Origin of the sequence: Mesorhizobium delmotii (assembly GCF_900149755.1) — a bacterium.
Classification (GTDB): Bacteria; Pseudomonadota; Alphaproteobacteria; order Rhizobiales; family Rhizobiaceae; genus Mesorhizobium; species Mesorhizobium delmotii.
In genome coordinates this window covers 57,090-74,016 of record NZ_FUIG01000021.1, presented here as the reverse complement: position 1 = coordinate 74,016, position 16,927 = coordinate 57,090, and the positions used below count along the sequence as shown (strand labels likewise).

Here is a 16,927-nt window from a genome sequence, read left to right as displayed (position 1 = left end):
GGTGCGGCCATCCGCCAGCCCCAGGGCAGCCAGCAGCACAGCCGGCATGATACGGGCGCCGAGTCAGGGCAATCGACCCATATCGCAGCTGCCCGCCGCGGCTATTCCTGCGGAATCCCGGCCTTTAACCCAACCGGTAACAGTTTCTTCTCTGGTTTTGCCGCACAATGGCCGCGACGGGGCAGGCGAAGTCCAGGGCATGGCTGACAAGAAGAATCGCAACGGAGAGTTCTGGGAGCTGGCGCTCGAACGCGCGCATCTTGGCGTCTGGGATTGGGATCTCAGGAGCGGCGACTGTTTTTACTCGGCGATGTGGTCGCAAATGCTCGGCTATGGCGAGGGTGAGCTCGTCGAGGCGAGCGATCTCTGGCTGCAGCTGACGCATCCCGACGATCGCGAGCGGGCGGTAGCCAGCGGCGAACGCCACATTGCCGGCCTGACCGATTCGATCGAGACCGAGCTCAGGCTGAAGCACAAATCCGGTCACTGGGTATGGGTTCTCGATCGCGGCGGAGTGGTCGAACGCGACGCGGAAGGCCGGCCGGTCAGACTGATGGGCGTCCAGACCGACATCAGCAAGCAGAAGCAAGCGGAAGCAGAGCTCGAACAGGTCAATGTCCGCTTTCGCCTGGCATTGGCCGCCAGCGGCACCGGCATCTGGCATCACGATCTTGCCGCAGGCAAAAGCTACTGGGACGAGCGCACGCGGGAAATCTTCGGGCTTGTCGCCGAAACCGACGAGGTGTCGCAAGACCTCTGGCACAGCTATCTGCATCCGGACGACAGGGCCGATGCCGAGCGGGCCCACTTGGCGCCGCTGCAAACCCAAAAGGTCGTCGCCGTGCAATACCGCATCATCAAGCGGGACGGCGACATCAGACATGTCGAATCGCTGATACGGGCCATCGCCGACGCCCAGTCGTCAGGCCAGATCCTGGGCACTGTGCGCGACGTCACCGAGGCCAAGCAACGCGACCAGGAACTTGCCCATGCGGCCCGTCACGACGCGCTGACCGGCCTTTTGAACCGCGCCGCATTCGACCGGCTGTTGGCCGAACATATCGCAGCGGCGCGCCAGTTTCCGCTCGCAGTGTTCTATGTCGACCTCGACTATTTCAAAGCCTTGAACGACTTCGCCGGCCACGCCGCCGGCGACCTCGCGCTGAAGCGCGTCGCCGAGGGCATTCTGGGCTGTCTGCCGCCGTCGGTGCATGCCGCGCGCCTCGGCGGCGACGAGTTCGCGCTGCTGGTGCCTGACTGCGACGCAGCGCAAGCCGAGCGTCTCGCCGACGCCGTTCTCGCGGCGGTTCGCGATGCCGACCTCGGCTTGACGGCGGCGTCGCGCAAGCTCGCGGCCAGCATCGGCATCGCCTTTGTCGCCGATGAGAATACCGCGGTGGCCGACGCGCTGGCCTGCGCCGACGACGCCTGCTATGCGGCCAAGGCCGCCGGGCGCAATCGCTTCGCGGTGTTCTCCCCTGAGACAACATCCGGGGGCCTCAATGCGGCGCGGCTGGCGGCCGACACCGTCGATGCCATGGAAGACGGAAGGCTGAAACTGTTCGGCCAGGAAATCCATCGCCTCGGACAACCCTGGCAGGAGAACCGCCATGTCGAGGTCCTTGCGCGGCTCGCCGGGCGCAACGGGCGGCTGATCCCGCCGGGCGAGTTCATCCCGGCGGCGGAGCGGTTCGGCATTGCCTCGCGGCTCGATCGCTGGATCATCAGGACGGCGCTCTCGCTTCATGGTCCGGCGCTGAAGTCAGGGGCGCTCACGCTCGGCTTCAACCTGTCGGCACAGACGCTGAGCGATCCGCAGCTTTGGGATTTCGTCGACGCCGTCATCGATGAGACCGGGGCGCCGCATTCCGGCATCGGCTTCGAGATCACGGAGACCGCCGCGGTCACCAATTTCACTGCTGCCGAAGAGTTCGTCCGCAAGGCGCGCGAGCGGCGCTGCCGAGTCAGCCTCGACGATTTCGGGGCGGGCATGAGCTCGTTCGAATATCTCCGGCGCTTTCCCGTCGACACGATCAAGATCGACGGTTCCTTCATCGAGCATATTGCGGAGAGCCGTTTCGACCGCGAGATCGTCTCAGCCATATCGGGCATAGCCAGAAGCCTCGACTGCTCCGTGGTGGCGGAGAAGATCGAAGAGCAGGATGCGCTCGACATCCTCAGGGATATGGGCGTTGCCTTCGGCCAGGGATTTCTGCTGCACCAGCCGGAGCCGCTGCAAGCGATCGTTACGCGGGCGAGCGCGCGAGCGGCTTTGCCAGCTGGGCGGCGAGCGTAGCATTTGCTGGCCGGATGCGAGGCTGCAGGACCCTCGGTTCAAGCCTGAGGGCATGCTTTTGGGCGACATGCATTAACGGCCGCGAGAAAGTCTGGAAACAGTTGCGGCGCCCACACCGCGCGAGTTGGTCAGGGCTTTCCCGGCGGGCGATACCGGACCGACTTCGCCTTGCCGAGGGCTTGCATCGTTTCTTCGACGCTTAGGAGAACGGTGGTCTCGTACGAGCTGAGCGCTCCTCCCGCACCAATGGCAAGCGCGACGGATGCCATCGAAACGTTGTCTGGCGCCTCCCACAGATTCCAGCCATCGTGCTCTCCGAAGGCGTACCAGAACCCGTGCAGCTTTCCGCCCACCGACTCGATGTAGGTGCGGGCTGCCTCGCGTCTATCCTCGGGGTTTTCGATCAGGCGCGCCCAGGTCTCGGGCGTATAGCTGAATCGTGAGAGATACATGGGCATGGTTCGCCTCCAGGCCGATCCCAGCGGCTCGGCGTCGAGGGATCGAGGGGGGACTGGCGCCGAGCCTAACCGGCTTGGGTAGTTCACCGGCTGACGAAATATGCGCTCAAGCTAATGCAAGAGCAACATCCATGAATCGGCGCTCCGAGGTCGATCAGGCCGATCTTGAGGGCAGGGTTTTCCAAGCTGTCAGGACTTTAGGCATTGCAAGCGGGTCTTCGCCAGTTGGCAATGGACGAAATGTCTTGCCATCGCTTCAAATGCTGCGCGCCGGCCGGCGCCGTTCGGTCTTCGCATCACCTGAAAGGTGATAAGGCTGGATAAGCACTTCCGCCGGAATGTGCCAATTCTTGTGGATCTGGTGCACCATATCCATCGTCAGCAAGCGCTTTCTGTTCAAGATTTCCGAGGCTCGTGAAGCCGAGCCGATGACTTCGGCAAGGGCCACTTGCTTCAGGCCGGCCATTTCCATATGAGCGCGAATGGCCGTGACAGGGTCCGGCGCCTCGATCGGATAATGCCTGGTCTCATAGGCTTCGATGAGGTCGGCGAGCACATCGAAACGGTCGCCGTCGGGGGAACCGATCTCGGGCTCGTTGTCGAAATATCGGGTGATCTCAGCGATGGCCCAGTCATAGTCAGCTTCGGTTTTGAGGGGGCGAATGTTTTTCATCACACGGTTTCCGCATCTATCTTGCGTATTCGGCATGGGTGCCGACAAATTTGATCAGCACCCGCTTGTACGTGTAGCTGACATGAACGATGACCCGGTACTTGTTGCCAGCGATGTCGAAAATCGCGCGGTTGTCACTGACGAAGTCCACGTTCGCGCCGAACTGATTCTTGATGTCAGCAGAGGTCTTCCACTCGACCTTGTCGACCGCCAGATACCAGGCGGTCAGCGGCCCCTTCGCCTGGGGGTGCCTGGTCCAGAAGGCAACAAGGGTCTTTTTGCTGACGATCTGCACGCCTTGATATAGCAAATTCCCAAAACGGGAACAAGGGGCGAGTTCCCAAAATGGGAAATTCGCGCATCCGGCAGAAACCGACCGGAAAACAGGCGGGTATGGTCAAGCCGCAGTCCGGGTCGTCGACGCCGCCGGATGCGGATCAGGCGTTGCGGCTCGCCATATGCGCATCGAGCTTCTTTCTCGAAGGCCCGTACCGCTTGATGATGGTCACGGCCTCGCTCGGCGGTAGGCCGTATTTTTTCGCAAAAGCCGCAACGTCGTAAGGCTCCTCGCCGGCGGCCGGTTTGCGGTCCTGCTTGGTCTTGGATTTGTCGTCGGCCATGTCGTCCTCCGTCACATCTGGTGGTTATAGGGCTACTTGGTCGGCCCGACCACCTTGCCAGTGAAAAGGACGGCACACCGGTCCGATCGGTTGCCTGGCGCGGGCGATGCTGGTTCCCGCTCATGGACTCGAACCACGATTCACGCCTTCACGGCGTCCTGATTTCGAAGGTCGAGAACGTCGCGCGGAGCCATTAGGACCTCGCAGTTTTCCTCTTCCAATCGCCGCGCCACAGCCGAGCCGACCATGCCACGGTGGCCAGCCACGAATATCCGTTTTGCGTCGAGCCGATAAGTGTAGTCCATGACCGGTGGCCCTCTCTAGACGCTACTGTCCATGTGCCAGATCTCTCGCTCCAGACGTTTCAGATCGGTGGCCACCATTTCCGCCACGAGGTCGCTGAACGTCGTCTTAGGCGACCAGCCGAGCTTTGAGCGGGCTTTCGCCGGATTTCCCATCAGGAGATCGACGTCCGTCGGACGGAAATGGCGTGGGTCGACTCGGACGAGGATATCTCCTGTCTTGCCATCCCGGCCGATCTCGTCCACCCCCTTACCTTCCCAGACGATGACGCGGCCGACTGCCCGAAAGGCACGTTCCACGAACTCGCGCACAGAATGGGTTTCGCCCGTGGCGAGGACGAAGTCGTCAGGCTCGGCGTGCAGAAGAATCCGCCACATGCCCTCCACATAGTCGCGAGCATGCCCCCAGTCGCGTCTCGCGTCCAGATTTCCAAGATAGAGGGTGGACTGAAAGCCTCGCTCGATACCTGCAACCGCACGTGTGATCTTTCGGGTCACAAACGTCTCGCCGCGCGTGGGACCTTCATGATTAAACAGTATGCCATTGGAAGCGAACATTCCGTACGCTTCACGGTAATTGATCGTGATCCAATAGGCATAGAGTTTGGCCGCCGCATAGGGAGAGCGCGGGTAGAACGGCGTCTTCTCCGTCTGGGGCACCTCCTGGACTTTGCCGAACAGCTCGGAGGTTGACGCTTGATAAAAGCGCACCCGCTCTTCCATCTTCAGGATGCGTATGGCTTCAAGCAGCCTGAGTGTGCCAAGGGCATCGGCGTTGCCGGTATATTCCGGCGTCTCGAAGCTTACCTGGACATGGCTTTGGGCCGCAAGATTGTAGATTTCGGTAGGGCGCGTCTCCTGAATGATGCGAATGAGATTGGTCGCATCGGTCAGGTCGGCGTAGTGGAGAAAGAAGCGTGCGTCCGGTTCGTGCGGATCGACGTAGATGTCGTCGATGCGTTCGGTATTGAAGGAGGAGGATCTGCGTTTCAGTCCGTGGACAGTATAGCCTTTCTCCAGCAGCAGTCTGGCAAGGTAGGCACCGTCCTGACCGGTCACACCAGTTATGAGCGCAATGCGATCTGTCATCGTGCCCCATCCAATCGTTGAGGGCTGTGGTGGCGCCGTCGACCGACGGTCCGCCCCCGCACTCCTCAAATGAAAGGCGAAAGCGCTTTGTTCGACCAGAGTGTCATTGTGGGAGGCACGCCGGCAAAGGAGGTAATCCCCACCGCTCAATGCCCGTCACAGCTACTTCCCGTGCGTCCCCTTTCTGCTTGGCTAGCCTCGTCGGACGTAGCCGCCCTGCCGCGAGCCGTCAGTTCACAAGCGCTTGCGCCACCGCTTCTCCGCGAGCTGCTTGCCGCCCATGCTGCCGTCGGCAATGCCGAACATGTGGGTCGTCTGACCAGTGCAGCGCGGGCCATGCCGGCTGAGAAACGTTCGCGTCCAGCCTGCATCTCGGGTCACCTGGCAAGCGTGGCGTCGGGGCGCTTGTTGCCGACGATCCCCGCCACCGACGGCGGCTTGTCGAAAGTTCTCGTAAGGTTTGTTATCGCGTCAGCAAAAATGACAATTCGTGGCCCGCAGGAGAAACATGGAACAGGGTGTACCCCTGGCCCTTTATCGCTTCCACTGTTCGGTAGGTTTGCTCCACCGGAGTGCGGTGCCACCAGTGGTGAAACTCGACGAGAATCTGTCTCGGTAAGACATCAGATCCAAGCACCTCTGGAAGGACGTCGTGCTCTGCCCCCTCAACGTCGAGTTTCAGCACATCGATAGTTGCCAGTCCGAGCATATCCAGGATAGTAGAGTAACGCCTCACGTTGCAGATAATGCTCTTGCCCGTAACCATCTTCGTGGAAAAATTGCTGCGTGTATCATCTTCGGACACAGCAAACGTCTGCTCCCCGTCGAAATTAGATATTCCAAAGGGGTAGATCCGCACAGTGGGGGGTAATTCCTGAGCGGCAATCCAGTTAAGACTGGCCGGAGTCGGATCAAACCCAAAGACCTTTGCGCCGAATACTTTGCTGATTTCCTGATCAAATGAAATGTCGTCCCCTAAGCCAAAGGAAAGAACAATAGGGGAGGGAGTACCTAGAAGAGGATCGACCGCAACCACCCAACCTCCATATACGGAGCCGAGTTTTTGTGTAGGAACAGAGCATTCGGGCCGGAGAAGATGATCGAATCCTAAGGCCGCTCTTACAACGCGCTTAGAATACCGGAGCCAATCTGGATTGTACATCAATAGTGCCTTTGGCTTATTTGTAGTAGCTGTTCCGCTTGACTGCGCCGTCCTCACCATGTCCAAATGGACAAGAGCGCCAGAGTCTGGCCTAACGCGGAGGGGCTATCGCCCTGTGAATTTTACATCAATTCCCTCCCGCGATCAGAGTGTCATTGTGGCAGGCACCCCAGCAAAAGGAGGTAATCCCCATCGCTCGGCGTTCGTAACAGATGCTGCGGGAGCGTCGCCTTGGGCTCGGCCAACGTCTTCGCCCCGCTGCATAGGAAGTAGCCGCCCCGCTGCGATCGCCGGCTCACGAGTCCCTACGCCGATGCCCCTGTCCGAGGGCTGCGTGCCGGCTACTTGCGGAGCCGAAGAAGTGGTGATCCTGTTCGTTGCGGAGCTGAACGCAGGGGAGGGCGGGCCTTCGCGGTTCGAACGAAATTGACCCTGGGCTTCGCCGAGCGGAGCGATCGGGCTTTTTGAACAGCGGCCGCGCGACGTAGTGGGTACTCGAAATGGCAGAGGTAATAGGGCCAGTGGAAGCCGTATGGGGAGCCTTATCCAGCTGCCGGATGCATATTTTTTGATCCGTTGCATTGTGGTAATTCGCCGCTGTTGCGAACCCTTCAGCATGATTGTTGTTGCTTGGCCAAGATGACGTTTCCTGGCCGGCTTCACACCAGTTCCTACTGGAGAAGCCCTTTGGCAAGTTCGCGCAAGTCCTGAAACGCAATAACAAGGTATGAGACCAGAAAGCTGCACAGATAGAAGCTTGGTGCGGCGCCGCGCTCCCACCGGAGAAACAAGGCGCCGAGTTCAAGGCTCGGGCGCGTTTGTGCTAGCCATGCCAGGGTCGCGGCCAAGGCGAGGCTACCCAGAGCATTGGTCGGGTAATGCAGCCCCAAGTAGACTCGCGCAAGCTCTATCACCAAGGTGCAGGCCAGGGCGAGGAGTCCGAGTTCGAAGCGAACGAGAAGAATGGCGATCGCTAAACCCGCGAACAGAACCGCTCGCTCACTGGGGAACCCGGGGCTGCCGGCGAACGGCGCTGAGCGCAGAACGGCAGCGTCGCCCAGAACCTCCGGGATATGAAGCCCAAGTGCGGCGTCAAAAATCGGCTTTGGCGTCGTCGGCAGAGTGCCCTGCAGGAAATGCGCGACGAGCGCCGCGAGGACAGCTGCGCAGACGCCGCTCACCAGCCTTGCCCTCGATTCCGGCCTGTCATGGGCGAACCAGCAATACCAAAGCAAGGACACAACTATAGCGCCCTCGGTTGTTGGGTAGACGGCACCGAAAGCGAGCCGGCTGGCGAAGGGCTGATTGCTCGCTACGGTGTTAATGGCCTTTACGAGGGGCCTGTCGATCCAATCCGGGTTAAGGGCCAGGAAAGTCGTACCCACAAAGAGGAGGCAAAGCGCGGCGGCATGCTTCAGGTAATGGAAGTCGGATAGCGTTCGCGCCATCGGTTCGGCCATCTCGAACCTCCTCGGGCTCGGTCTGCGGAACATCCCGCTAACTAAGCGGTTGTAAGAACCTCGCCCTGCGGTGACGCGGCAGAGCTGCCGAAGAAGACAAGATCCTGCGCCCGGCGCAGCCCGTCGCACAGCCGCCCTATCGGAAGCTCGATGTCGTCATAGCCGAGCACCTCGTCGCGCTTGACGTCGCGCAGCAGTCGGCAGCCCTCGGCGAGCCCGATCGGCACAAGCCGCTCGGCGTGCACCGTCGGCGCGTTCTCGCAGAGGCCATAGGTCATGTAATGTCCGAGGCCATCGAGGATCTCTCCGGCACTAAGGTCCCGCTTGGCGGCGGCCACCACGTCAACGGTCGGCGCGCCCAGGGGCGCAATCGCAGCATCGCGGAAGATCGCGGCCCTCGCCACCGTGAAGGGCACCTCGAAATGACACAGATGATAAGGCCAATAGAAACAGTAGAGCGGCCCGGGGCCCATCTTGTAGAGTGACAGATAGTGTTTCTCGACGGCATTCTCTGTGGTGCCAAGAACGAAGACGCCGGGGTTGGGCATGGCGCCGACACAATAATCAACTATCCCCGGCCCCTCGAGGAGCTGATTGAGCGGATACCAGCCGACCGCCTCCTGGATCGGGGTCCCGGGCTCGACCACAGGCCCGTACATGCCGCGCTTGGCCACCAGCATGCCTGTGGCGTTGGCGACGATGGCGTTCTCGAATGAGATCTTCGTGCCGTCCGCGAAGGAGGTGACCATCGGGGCCTTCATCCCCCACTTCTTGGCAAATCCCTCCTGGGTCGTCGGATTTCGGTAGGGATCGTGCAGGCCCTTGATGTTCCCGCAAAGCACGGGACGTATGCCCAGGCCCCTGACCCAACGGTAAAGGTTCATGATGACGCCCGGCTGATCCCCCTCCACATTGGTGAGGACCACGCCTGCCTGGTCGGCATACACTTTCAGGATTGGGCCGATCGTGCCGTCGAGTTCGGCATTCATCAGGGCGACATGCTTGCCGTGCCGGATCGCGCGCATTGTGACGTGGGCAGCGAACTCGATCGCGCCTGTCGCCTCGACGACGATGTCGATGCCTTCGGCCTCGCAAATGTGCATCGGGTCCGCCGTGATCGCGCGGCGGCCGCTGGCCACGAGATCCTCAAGCGCTTTGGTGCTGGTCGCCTCCGTCACATCGTCCGCGCCCGCAGCGGCATAGGCCTCTCGCGCCTTTTCCACGTGTCTGTTGGAAATGGCTGCGAGTTTCATGCCCGGAACATGTCGCAGCATCTGCATCGCGATGCCTCGGGCCATGAAACCGGCCCCCACCATACCCACGCGAATTGGACGCCCCTCAGCCTGGAGCAACTCCAACTCCCTGTCGACGATGAACATTTGCGTCTCCTCTGTAGCGCTCCCGCAAGTTCGTCGCCGAGAAAGGTCATTCAGGGTAGTCCGGCCAAGTTCGGTCCTTATCTGAGATCACCGCCGGCTCATCCACTGGCCACTTCACGGCGAAAGCAGAATCGTTCCAACGAACACCGCGTTCGGCTGCAGGTGCATAGAATTCGGAGACGAGATACGTGGCCTCGGTGTGGTCCTCAATGGTGAGAAAGGCGTTCGCGCAGCCCTTCGGTATCACCAGCATCCGTTGGTTCGCCGCGGAAAGTTCCACAGTGAGGTGCTGCTTATAGGTGGGCGACTCGGGCCGCATGTCGATCAGCACGTCGTACAGGCTGCCCCGTATGCAGCGAAGCATCTTGTCCTCGCCATGGGGAGCCAGCTGGTAGTGGAAGCCGCGCAGTGTATGCTTGTGCCTGTTGTATGAAATATTCATCTGCACGACATGATCCGGAAGCCCCTGCTCGGCAAATTCCCGCGAACACCAGCCGCGTGCGAAAAAGCCCCGCTCGTCTTCGAATTTCTGCAGTTCCACCAGGGTGGCGCCGGGAATATCGGTCTTTGTGAAAAGCATCGTAGATCCATTGATCAAATGAGTGTCACGTCGGGTCGGATCTCCGACGCTCTCCTGAGGGTTGCTCGCGCCGGCGGTCCGCTTGTGCGATCGCGGGACGGCATCAGACTTGCGCCGGATGCAAGAGGCGCGAGCCGTGGACTTCATAGCCGATAGGCACATAGGCTAGGTGTGAGAGTGCGCGTCTTACGCTTTCCCGGCGTTCCGGCTTGACCGCGAACATAAGGAATCCGCCGCCGCCGGCGCCGCACAGCTTGCCGCCTTCCGCACCTGCGTCCCTGGCGAGGTCGTAGTGGCCATTGATCGCCGCGTTACTCACGCGGGACGCCAAACTCCGCTTCATCTCCCACCCTGCGTGAAGGACGGCACCGAAGCGTTCTATGTCGATGACGGGCTCCGAAAAGATCTCCTGAAGCATGAAGGCATCGTCCCGCATCCGCCTGAGCGTATCGAGATTGCTTGACGTGTTCGCCTTCTGCTCTGCCAGCACGGAACTGGCCGGTCGCTGATGCGATGTCCAGAACATCATCAGGTTGCTGAAGAGATGTTCGACGGCGCCATTGCGCACCCGCTGCGGCTCGACCGTTACCGCGCCGCCAGGCTGGAAGCGGAACAGGTTCATGCCCCCGAACGCGGCGGCATACTGGTCCTGCTTGCCAATCGGCTCCTTGAGGATGTCCATCTCGATGTGACATGCCTCTTCGGCGAGTTGGCCAGGGGTGACACGTTCTCCCCGGAATGCATGTAGGGCGTTGAGCAGTCCCACCGTGAACGAGCTCGACCCCCCCATGCCCGTCGAGGCCGGCATGTCTCCGACCGTCGAGATGTAAATCGGCGGTTCGATCTCCAGGAAACGCAGGCATTCGCGAGCGATGTTGTTCTTGATCTCCCCTATGGTGTTTACCTGCTCTGTCTGTGAATAGTTCAAGCGGATGGGTTCATTAAAGATCTCGCTGTGACGCTTGACGGTGACATATATGTACTTGTCCACTGCCGCGCTGAAGACCGCGCCGCAATCGAGATTGTAGAAATCGGGCAGGTCGGTACCGCCGCCAGCAAAACTGACGCGCAAAGGAGTGCGCGTCAGGACGAGAGACGGTAGACGCTGTGCAGCGCGATCGATGATGGTCAGAAGGTCCAGTCCTGAGCGGCGCCCCACGGCTTTGGTATCGTCTAGCTGTTCCATATTTTGCCCTCTCGAAAATCAACGGAATGAAAATTAGGCAACACGCGGCTGTGCGGTTCGCCAGCGCAGCTGATCATCGAGCATCCCCGCCTTGAGCAAATGATCGAGCCAGCGCAGCCGCGTGAAGCGCTTGTCGGTAAAGTCTTCAAATCTAAGTGCGATCGAGCGGAACGCCTCGTAAAGCTCCTGCGCTCCCTTTCGCGCCGTCGACTGAAACTCGAAATCCGGGAAAGTCCGTGAGAACTTGCTGAAGTCCGCCTTGTAGGTCCTTTGGTCCGCGCCCGGCTTCGGTGTCATTGTGAGCTGCGCGCCGGGGACGGCCTCAACGGCGATCTCCGCTATCTCGCGCACCTGAAGATTGAGGCTTTCAACACCCATGTTGAACGCCTCATTGTGGATGTCCTGTAGCGGCGCCTCCAGCATCAATTTGAAATAGCGCGCGACATCCTGGACATGAACCACGGGCCGCCATGGCGTGCCATCGCTATGGACTTCGACACGTCCAGTTGTGAAGGCGCTGCCCATGAAATTGTTCAGCACGGTGTCGAAGCGCATTCGCGGCGAGAGACCATAGACGGTGCCGTTGCGGCAATAGACGGGCGAGAACCGGTCGTCCGCCAGCGCGCGCAGCGCTTCTTCGGCAACAGCCTTCGATCTTGCGTACTCTGTTTGCGGCGCCAGCGGGGCGGTTTCGTCGACGACGGCGGCTTTCGACATGCCATACATGATGCAGGAGGAGGAAAATAGGAACCGCCGGATGCCGGCCGCCTTGGCCATCGTGGCCAGACGAACTGTCCCTTCCGCATTGATCTGCCTCGTCCAATCCGCGTTGAGATTTCCGATCGGGTCGTTCGAGAGTGCCGCCAGATGGATCACCGCGTCAAAGCCCTGGAGATCCGGGGGTTCGATGGCGCGCAGATCCTTTGTGATCTCGGGCACACTGGTATTGTCGGCTCCCAGGGTGCACGCATGAAAATATCCGATGTCCAGCCCGACCACCTCATAGCCCGCCGCCTGCAACACGGGCACGATGACAGAACCGAGATATCCATTGTGTCCGGTGACGAGAACGCGTGTTGGTTCATTCATGTCTGCCCTGCTCCGCTTTCGAAAGGAGTTGACGGGTGAGGTCCAGAAGCGAGCATTGCTCGCTTACTTGCGCATATAGGCAGTCCGCGGCTTCGGCCGCTTGACGGTCACGATCGTCATCGCCGACAAAGAGTGTGCGTGTGAGGTCGAGATCAAAGTCGCGCTGTGCCTGATACAGCATGCCGGGTTTGGGCTTGCGGCAGTCGCAGCCGTCGTCCCAGCCGTGTGGGCAGTGGTAGATCTCCGCGATCTTGCCGCCGACGGCTTCGGACTCGGCGCACATGCGCTGGTGAAGCGCCTCGAGATCAGCGGCGGTCATCGCTCCGCGCGCTATCCCTGCCTGGTTCGAGATGATGACTATGCGGTAGCCGGCCTCGTTCAGAAGGGCCAACGCCTGCTTTGCACCCGGAACCCACTCCCACTGGTCCCATGAACACACATATTGAGCCCGTGGCGGTCTGCAGTTGAGTACGCCGTCCCTATCTACGAGCATGGTTTTTTCGCGCCTCATAAAGCGCTCCGTCGCGGGTAGACGCTCGATCGAGCCCACGCTGTAATAGCGGTGCTCGCTCACGAAGCCGGCGAGGCGATGCTGCGTCGCGAGCGGCGTGTAGATGGCCTCCTCGAAGAGGGTGTCCTCGTCGGGCAGGAGTTCGAGGGCGAGATCGGTCAGTATGGCATAGCTGATCTCGACTCCCTGCAGCCCGGGCGTGGTGCGGAGCCGGTCGAAGACGGTCACATTGTCGTCCGCATCAAGGATCACGCTGCCGCGTGAATAGCCGTCCTTGTTGCTGTAGACCGTGATCATTCCAGGCTTGCCGGCCGCACAGAAGCGTTGCCACAGCCGCTCCATGCGCATCGGCCAGTAATTGTCACAATACAGCAGCAGGAAGCACGGATCTATGAGGTGACGGGCATTGGATACCCGGCTGCTGGTGAGGTCGTCGGGACGGGTGACGGCATATTCGATACTGAGGCCCAACCTGCTGCCGTCGCCGAAGTGGTCCATCACCACATGGGGCAAATACCCGAGTAGAAGAAGAACCCTTTCGAACCCCTCCTGCCGCAGCTGTTCGATCTGGTATTCCAAAAAAGGGCGGCCGAGCACCGGCACCATTGGTTTCGGGCGGTCGAGTGTGATCGGCCGCATGCGCGTGCCACGCCCGCCGGCCAGGATGACCGCCTGGCGCGGCCGGCTGTAGGTGCGGCCCTCGACATCTGCCTTTTGCAGGCAGGGAGAGCTCGGCAGGACAATATTCATTGACCGCGCTCCGGTCGGTCGGCGACGAGGTATCGCGTGATGGCATGACAGATCGCGGCGTGGGCGTCCTCGACGAGTTCGTAGGTGCCTTTTTCAGACCGCACCCATACTGGCTGATCGACGAGCTCTTTAAGCGTGCCGCCGTCAAAACCGACAATGCCGATGGTGGCTACCTTCCTTTCGCGAGCGAGTTCGACTGCCCGCACGAGATTAAGCGAGTTCCCGCTGGCTGAAATCACTATGAGCACGTCACCCGGCTTGGCGAAGTTCTCCATCTGGCCGGCAAAGATACGCTCGTAGCCTTCGTCATTGCCGAGCGCCGTCATCCAGGAGACGTTGTCTGTCAGGCCCATGACCCGGATTGGCTGCCTTCCCGAGCGCTTCGTGGCCTTACCGAGGTCATTGACCCAGTGGGAGGCGGTCGCTGCGCTGCCGCCGTTGCCGGCGACGAAGACTGTGCCGCCCGCATCGCGTACGGCGCGCAGCATCTGTATCGCCTCCTGCACGGCATCCGTATCGATCTGCGCCAATGCGATGCACAGCGATGCCAGATAATCCTGCGTGAATTCTTTAGGCTGCAACCAGAGGGCATCATCCGCGAACATTTGCGACATCCCACCACTCCCTGATCGATCGCGAGCTCTGTTATGCCACCGTCGATGGCTGCAATAGGTGAGCCATCATCACAGCGTGCGAGCACTTCGAGTTCAATTGCTATTCCGAACGGGAAGCCGGCGGGCGGCGCTCATCGGAAGTACTTAAAAGGATATCCCTTGTTCTCTCCGTTGCGGTCGGCACGTCGGCAGGCGGCCATATCGGCGTCAAGATCGTCACGGTGTCGCCCGACAACAATGCCGTAGGCAAACCCGCGGTGATGGGGCTTTACCTCCTGCTCGACGGCGCGACGGGCTGCGCATTTCATGCGCTCTTTCGGCACCACGGAGAGAACAAGGGATATTCCTTTTAGCTACCTCCGGTGAGCGCGCCGCCCGCCAGCTTCCCGTTCGGAATAGCAATTGAACTCGAAGTGCTCGCACGCTGTGATGATGGCTCACCTATTGCAGCAATCGAGGGTGTGGCATGACAGAGCTCGCGATCGATCAGGGACACGCGATCGATCAGGGACAGTTGCGCGAGCAAGTGCTTGGGGTACCCGTGCACGCCCTGGGCTTGGCGCAGGCAGTCAACTGCGTCTTCGACTGGGCCCTACGGCGGGAGAGCCGAACGGTTTTGCTGTGCAATGTCCACAGTGTCGTCACCGCCCGCCGCAATCGCCTCCATGCCGAAGCGATGGATAGCGCCGACCTTGTCGCGCCGGATGGAGCGCCGGTGGCGTGGATGCTGAGGCGGCAGGGACACGCGGATCAGCCGCGCATCAGCGGACCGGACCTGATGTGGATTTGTTGCCGGAGGGCATCGGAACTCGGCACGGCAATGTTCCTGTACGGCGGCAGCCCGGGCACCCTCCAGCGTCTTGAACTGTGCATTCGAACCGAGTTTGCCGGCATAAACATCGTGGGCTCTTACTCACCTCCGCGCCGCCCTCTGTCGGCCGAGGAGGATGAGGCAGTGGTCAGAATGATCAATCAGTCCGGTGCGAGGATCGTGTGGGTGGGGCTCGGATGTCCCAAGCAGGAAAGCTGGATGCAGGCGCATCGCCGCCGGATCAATGCGGTCATGTTGGGGGTAGGAGCAGCTTTCGATTTCCACGCCGGAGATGTCAAGCGGGCGCCGCAATGGATGCAGAAGAGCGGGCTGGAATGGCTGCACCGGCTCTTCCAGGATCCCCGCCGCCTGGCGAGCAGGTATCTCGTGACGAACAGCCTGTTCATCCTGGCTTTGCTGCAGGCGTTGCTGCTTCCCAGGCGCAGACTTCGTGACGGTTAGAGGGAGGCGGAACCAGTGAACACACTCGGACCGCCGTGTTGCTGATCTGCGCCAACTCCTTCACGGGCGGCTGTTCTTCGGCGCTGCTGCTGGGAGGCGGCGCTGCCCATATCCGGACGGTGTGGTTTGCATTGCCTCGACAGGCACCTGACTGGAGGCTACCATGACTCTGAGCAAACAGGCCGCCAGTCTGGCTATCCTGCATGTCACCGACGTCCTGCAGCCGCTGATCATCTTGCCCTATGCCGGGCGTGTCCTCGGACCCATGAGTTTCGGGCAGTACGCGTATGCGCTCGCCATCGGACAACTCGCTGCCTCCGTCGTGGCCTATGGATTTCATTGGACCGCGCAGCGCAGGGTTGCTTCCCTTCGATACGAGCCGGCGGCGATCGCGTCACTCGTTGCTCAGGTCATGGCCACCAAGGCAGTGCTGTTCGTTGCCGTATGCCTGGTTGGCCTTGTGCTGGCCGGCGACGTCCTGGCGCTCAGTAGGCCGACATTCCTGTGCGCGATGCTCTCGGCCGCCGGCGGCATTATTTTTCCGGCCTGGCTCTTCGTCGGCCTGGAACGCGCCTGGCAGGCGGCCGTCGCGGTGGTTGTTGCTCGCGTTCTGGCGCTCGTCTGTTTCGTCGCCATGGTCGCATCACCTGACCAGGTCGCGCTCGCCGTTGCCATCCAGAGCGCAGTTCCCGTCGTCAGTGGCGTCATCTGCTTACCTTTCATCCTTCCGATTGGGTTCGGCGGCTTCAGGTCCGTGACGCCTTCGACGATTGGAATGCAGCTGCGCAATGGCTGGAGGGGATGCCTCTTCTTAGCCGTGGAGACTGCCCTCTTCACCCTCCCTGTCGCCCTTGTCGGGCATTTCGAAGGTTATGTCGCAGCCGGACAATATTCTGTCGCCGAAAAATTCCTATTAGCCGCGCGGGTATTTTTCAAGTTGCTTATGGATACCTTCATACCGAGGGTTTCATACTACGCTCATGTCGACCCTTCTGCCGGGATACGACTGATAAGGATATCACTATTCACCGTAGCAGGCGGAACGGCGATGAGTATTGGAATGTTCTTTGTTGCTCCATATATAATATTGGTCCTCTTCGGAGATGAATTTTCAGGAGCGATACCTATCGTGCGTGCAATGGCCATTATACCATTGCTGATGAACATAAATACATTCACATCAAATATATTCATGTTTAGTTACGGCTATGAAAATGAATGGGCCGTCCTTAACGTATCCGGTCTGCTAGTATTCCTGGTGGCCACATATTTTTTGTCTTTCGTCATGGCGGAGCAAGCCATTGTTTATGCGCTGGTGGCGAAGGAAGTCGTCGTGCTGGTGGTTTCAGCCGGCTTCTTCCTCATTGGCGGAGCGGCCGTCCTTCGCACGGCGGCGGCTTGCGACCCAGGCCGGGTGCGAGGATATCCGCCGGCGTCCCAATCCGCGCCGTTGGAGCACGACGCCGATCGTTTCCGGTCGTAGGA

16 protein-coding genes and 2 pseudogenes are annotated in these 16,927 nt (G+C 60.5%); 4 read left to right on the top strand and 14 right to left on the bottom strand.

Translation table 11 applies throughout. The annotated features are described in order from the left end of the window. The first annotated feature begins 199 nt into the window (after positions 1 to 199). Positions 200 to 2,296 (top strand): EAL domain-containing protein, encoded by a 2,097-nt coding sequence (locus BQ8482_RS12680; protein WP_123147968.1) that lies wholly within the window; start codon positions 200 to 202, stop codon positions 2,294 to 2,296. 128 nt (positions 2,297 to 2,424) lie between these two features. Here the strand turns inward: BQ8482_RS12680 and BQ8482_RS12675 are convergent, their stop codons facing one another. The 14 genes and pseudogenes from BQ8482_RS12675 to BQ8482_RS12610 form a co-directional block, all read right to left on the bottom strand. Next, a complete protein-coding gene (locus BQ8482_RS12675) occupies positions 2,425 to 2,754 on the bottom strand; it encodes a GYD domain-containing protein (RefSeq protein WP_165848547.1) in 330 nt (109 codons plus the stop codon). 256 nt (positions 2,755 to 3,010) lie between these two features. Then, a complete protein-coding gene (locus tag BQ8482_RS12670; RefSeq protein ID WP_123147944.1) occupies positions 3,011 to 3,427 on the bottom strand; it encodes a helix-turn-helix domain-containing protein in 417 nt (138 codons plus the stop codon). Between the two features lie 16 nt (positions 3,428 to 3,443). Then, entirely contained in the window at positions 3,444 to 3,722 is a 279-nt protein-coding gene (locus BQ8482_RS12665) for a type II toxin-antitoxin system HigB family toxin (RefSeq protein WP_123147943.1), read from the bottom strand. A 142-nt stretch (positions 3,723 to 3,864) separates the two neighbouring features. Beyond that, positions 3,865 to 4,047, bottom strand: a complete 183-nt coding sequence (locus BQ8482_RS12660; protein WP_123147967.1) for a DUF3606 domain-containing protein — start codon at positions 4,045 to 4,047, stop codon at positions 3,865 to 3,867. Between the two features lie 143 nt (positions 4,048 to 4,190). Then, a pseudogene (locus BQ8482_RS12655) lies at positions 4,191 to 4,352 on the bottom strand (NAD-dependent epimerase/dehydratase family protein); the annotation flags it as partial. A 15-nt stretch (positions 4,353 to 4,367) separates the two neighbouring features. Continuing rightward, positions 4,368 to 5,438: a GDP-mannose 4,6-dehydratase gene (gmd, locus tag BQ8482_RS12650; protein WP_123147942.1), complete on the bottom strand. Its 1,071-nt coding sequence runs from the start codon at positions 5,436 to 5,438 to the stop codon at positions 4,368 to 4,370. A gap of 463 nt (positions 5,439 to 5,901) precedes the next feature. Beyond that, on the bottom strand, positions 5,902 to 6,474 hold the full coding sequence (locus tag BQ8482_RS12645; RefSeq protein ID WP_165848546.1) for an FkbM family methyltransferase: 573 nt from the start codon (positions 6,472 to 6,474) through the stop codon (positions 5,902 to 5,904). A 797-nt stretch (positions 6,475 to 7,271) separates the two neighbouring features. Beyond that, entirely contained in the window at positions 7,272 to 8,060 is a 789-nt protein-coding gene (locus BQ8482_RS12640; protein WP_133254760.1) for a phosphatase PAP2 family protein, read from the bottom strand. 41 nt (positions 8,061 to 8,101) lie between these two features. Further along, positions 8,102 to 9,439, bottom strand: coding sequence for an NAD(P)H-dependent oxidoreductase (locus BQ8482_RS12635; protein WP_123147939.1), 1,338 nt, complete (start codon positions 9,437 to 9,439; stop codon positions 8,102 to 8,104). 46 nt (positions 9,440 to 9,485) lie between these two features. Then, entirely contained in the window at positions 9,486 to 10,019 is a 534-nt protein-coding gene (gene rfbC / locus BQ8482_RS12630; RefSeq protein WP_123147938.1) for a dTDP-4-dehydrorhamnose 3,5-epimerase, read from the bottom strand. Positions 10,020 to 10,122: 103 nt separating this feature from the next. Next, a complete protein-coding gene (locus BQ8482_RS12625; RefSeq protein ID WP_123147937.1) occupies positions 10,123 to 11,205 on the bottom strand; it encodes a GHMP family kinase ATP-binding protein in 1,083 nt (360 codons plus the stop codon). A gap of 33 nt (positions 11,206 to 11,238) precedes the next feature. Further along, positions 11,239 to 12,294 carry an NAD-dependent epimerase/dehydratase family protein gene (locus BQ8482_RS12620; RefSeq protein ID WP_123147936.1) on the bottom strand — a complete coding sequence of 352 codons (1,056 nt, stop codon included), beginning with the start codon at positions 12,292 to 12,294 and terminating at the stop codon, positions 11,239 to 11,241. Next, entirely contained in the window at positions 12,287 to 13,555 is a 1,269-nt protein-coding gene (locus BQ8482_RS12615; RefSeq protein ID WP_095490897.1) for an HAD-IIIA family hydrolase, read from the bottom strand. Before BQ8482_RS12615 ends, BQ8482_RS12620 begins: the two co-directional genes overlap by 8 nt. Further along, positions 13,552 to 14,160, bottom strand: coding sequence for an SIS domain-containing protein (locus BQ8482_RS12610; protein ID WP_165848545.1), 609 nt, complete (start codon positions 14,158 to 14,160; stop codon positions 13,552 to 13,554). The genes BQ8482_RS12615 and BQ8482_RS12610 overlap by 4 nt, the downstream gene beginning before the upstream one ends. Positions 14,161 to 14,342: 182 nt before the next feature. Between BQ8482_RS12610 and BQ8482_RS39180 the strand changes: the two are divergent. From BQ8482_RS39180 to BQ8482_RS12595, 3 genes and pseudogenes are all read left to right on the top strand, one after another. After that, positions 14,343 to 14,465, top strand: a pseudogene (locus tag BQ8482_RS39180) (bifunctional Delta(1)-pyrroline-2-carboxylate/Delta(1)-piperideine-2-carboxylate reductase); the annotation flags it as partial. 170 nt (positions 14,466 to 14,635) lie between these two features. Then, positions 14,636 to 15,442, top strand: coding sequence for a WecB/TagA/CpsF family glycosyltransferase (locus BQ8482_RS12600; RefSeq protein ID WP_123147934.1), 807 nt, complete (start codon positions 14,636 to 14,638; stop codon positions 15,440 to 15,442). Positions 15,443 to 15,605: 163 nt separating this feature from the next. Next, positions 15,606 to 16,925: an oligosaccharide flippase family protein gene (locus BQ8482_RS12595; RefSeq protein WP_123147933.1), complete on the top strand. Its 1,320-nt coding sequence runs from the start codon at positions 15,606 to 15,608 to the stop codon at positions 16,923 to 16,925. Positions 16,926 to 16,927: the final 2 nt, after the last annotated feature.

Bases quoted from the DNA above. Each gene is read 5' to 3' on its own strand.
- BQ8482_RS12680 (WP_123147968.1), top strand. From the start codon at position 200: ATGGCTGACAAGAAGAATCGCAACGGAGAGTTCTGGGAGCTGGCGCTC.
- BQ8482_RS12675 (WP_165848547.1), bottom strand. From the start codon at position 2,754: ATGCCCATGTATCTCTCACGATTCAGCTATACGCCCGAGACCTGGGCG.
- BQ8482_RS12670 (WP_123147944.1), bottom strand. From the start codon at position 3,427: ATGAAAAACATTCGCCCCCTCAAAACCGAAGCTGACTATGACTGGGCC.
- BQ8482_RS12660 (WP_123147967.1), bottom strand. From the start codon at position 4,047: ATGGCCGACGACAAATCCAAGACCAAGCAGGACCGCAAACCGGCCGCC.
- gmd (WP_123147942.1), bottom strand. From the start codon at position 5,438: ATGACAGATCGCATTGCGCTCATAACTGGTGTGACCGGTCAGGACGGT.
- BQ8482_RS12640 (WP_133254760.1), bottom strand. From the start codon at position 8,060: ATGGCCGAACCGATGGCGCGAACGCTATCCGACTTCCATTACCTGAAG.
- BQ8482_RS12635 (WP_123147939.1), bottom strand. From the start codon at position 9,439: ATGTTCATCGTCGACAGGGAGTTGGAGTTGCTCCAGGCTGAGGGGCGT.
- rfbC (WP_123147938.1), bottom strand. From the start codon at position 10,019: ATGCTTTTCACAAAGACCGATATTCCCGGCGCCACCCTGGTGGAACTG.
- BQ8482_RS12625 (WP_123147937.1), bottom strand. From the start codon at position 11,205: ATGGAACAGCTAGACGATACCAAAGCCGTGGGGCGCCGCTCAGGACTG.
- BQ8482_RS12620 (WP_123147936.1), bottom strand. From the start codon at position 12,294: ATGAATGAACCAACACGCGTTCTCGTCACCGGACACAATGGATATCTC.
- BQ8482_RS12615 (WP_095490897.1), bottom strand. From the start codon at position 13,555: ATGAATATTGTCCTGCCGAGCTCTCCCTGCCTGCAAAAGGCAGATGTC.
- BQ8482_RS12610 (WP_165848545.1), bottom strand. From the start codon at position 14,160: ATGTTCGCGGATGATGCCCTCTGGTTGCAGCCTAAAGAATTCACGCAG.
- BQ8482_RS12600 (WP_123147934.1), top strand. From the start codon at position 14,636: ATGACAGAGCTCGCGATCGATCAGGGACACGCGATCGATCAGGGACAG.
- BQ8482_RS12595 (WP_123147933.1), top strand. From the start codon at position 15,606: ATGACTCTGAGCAAACAGGCCGCCAGTCTGGCTATCCTGCATGTCACC.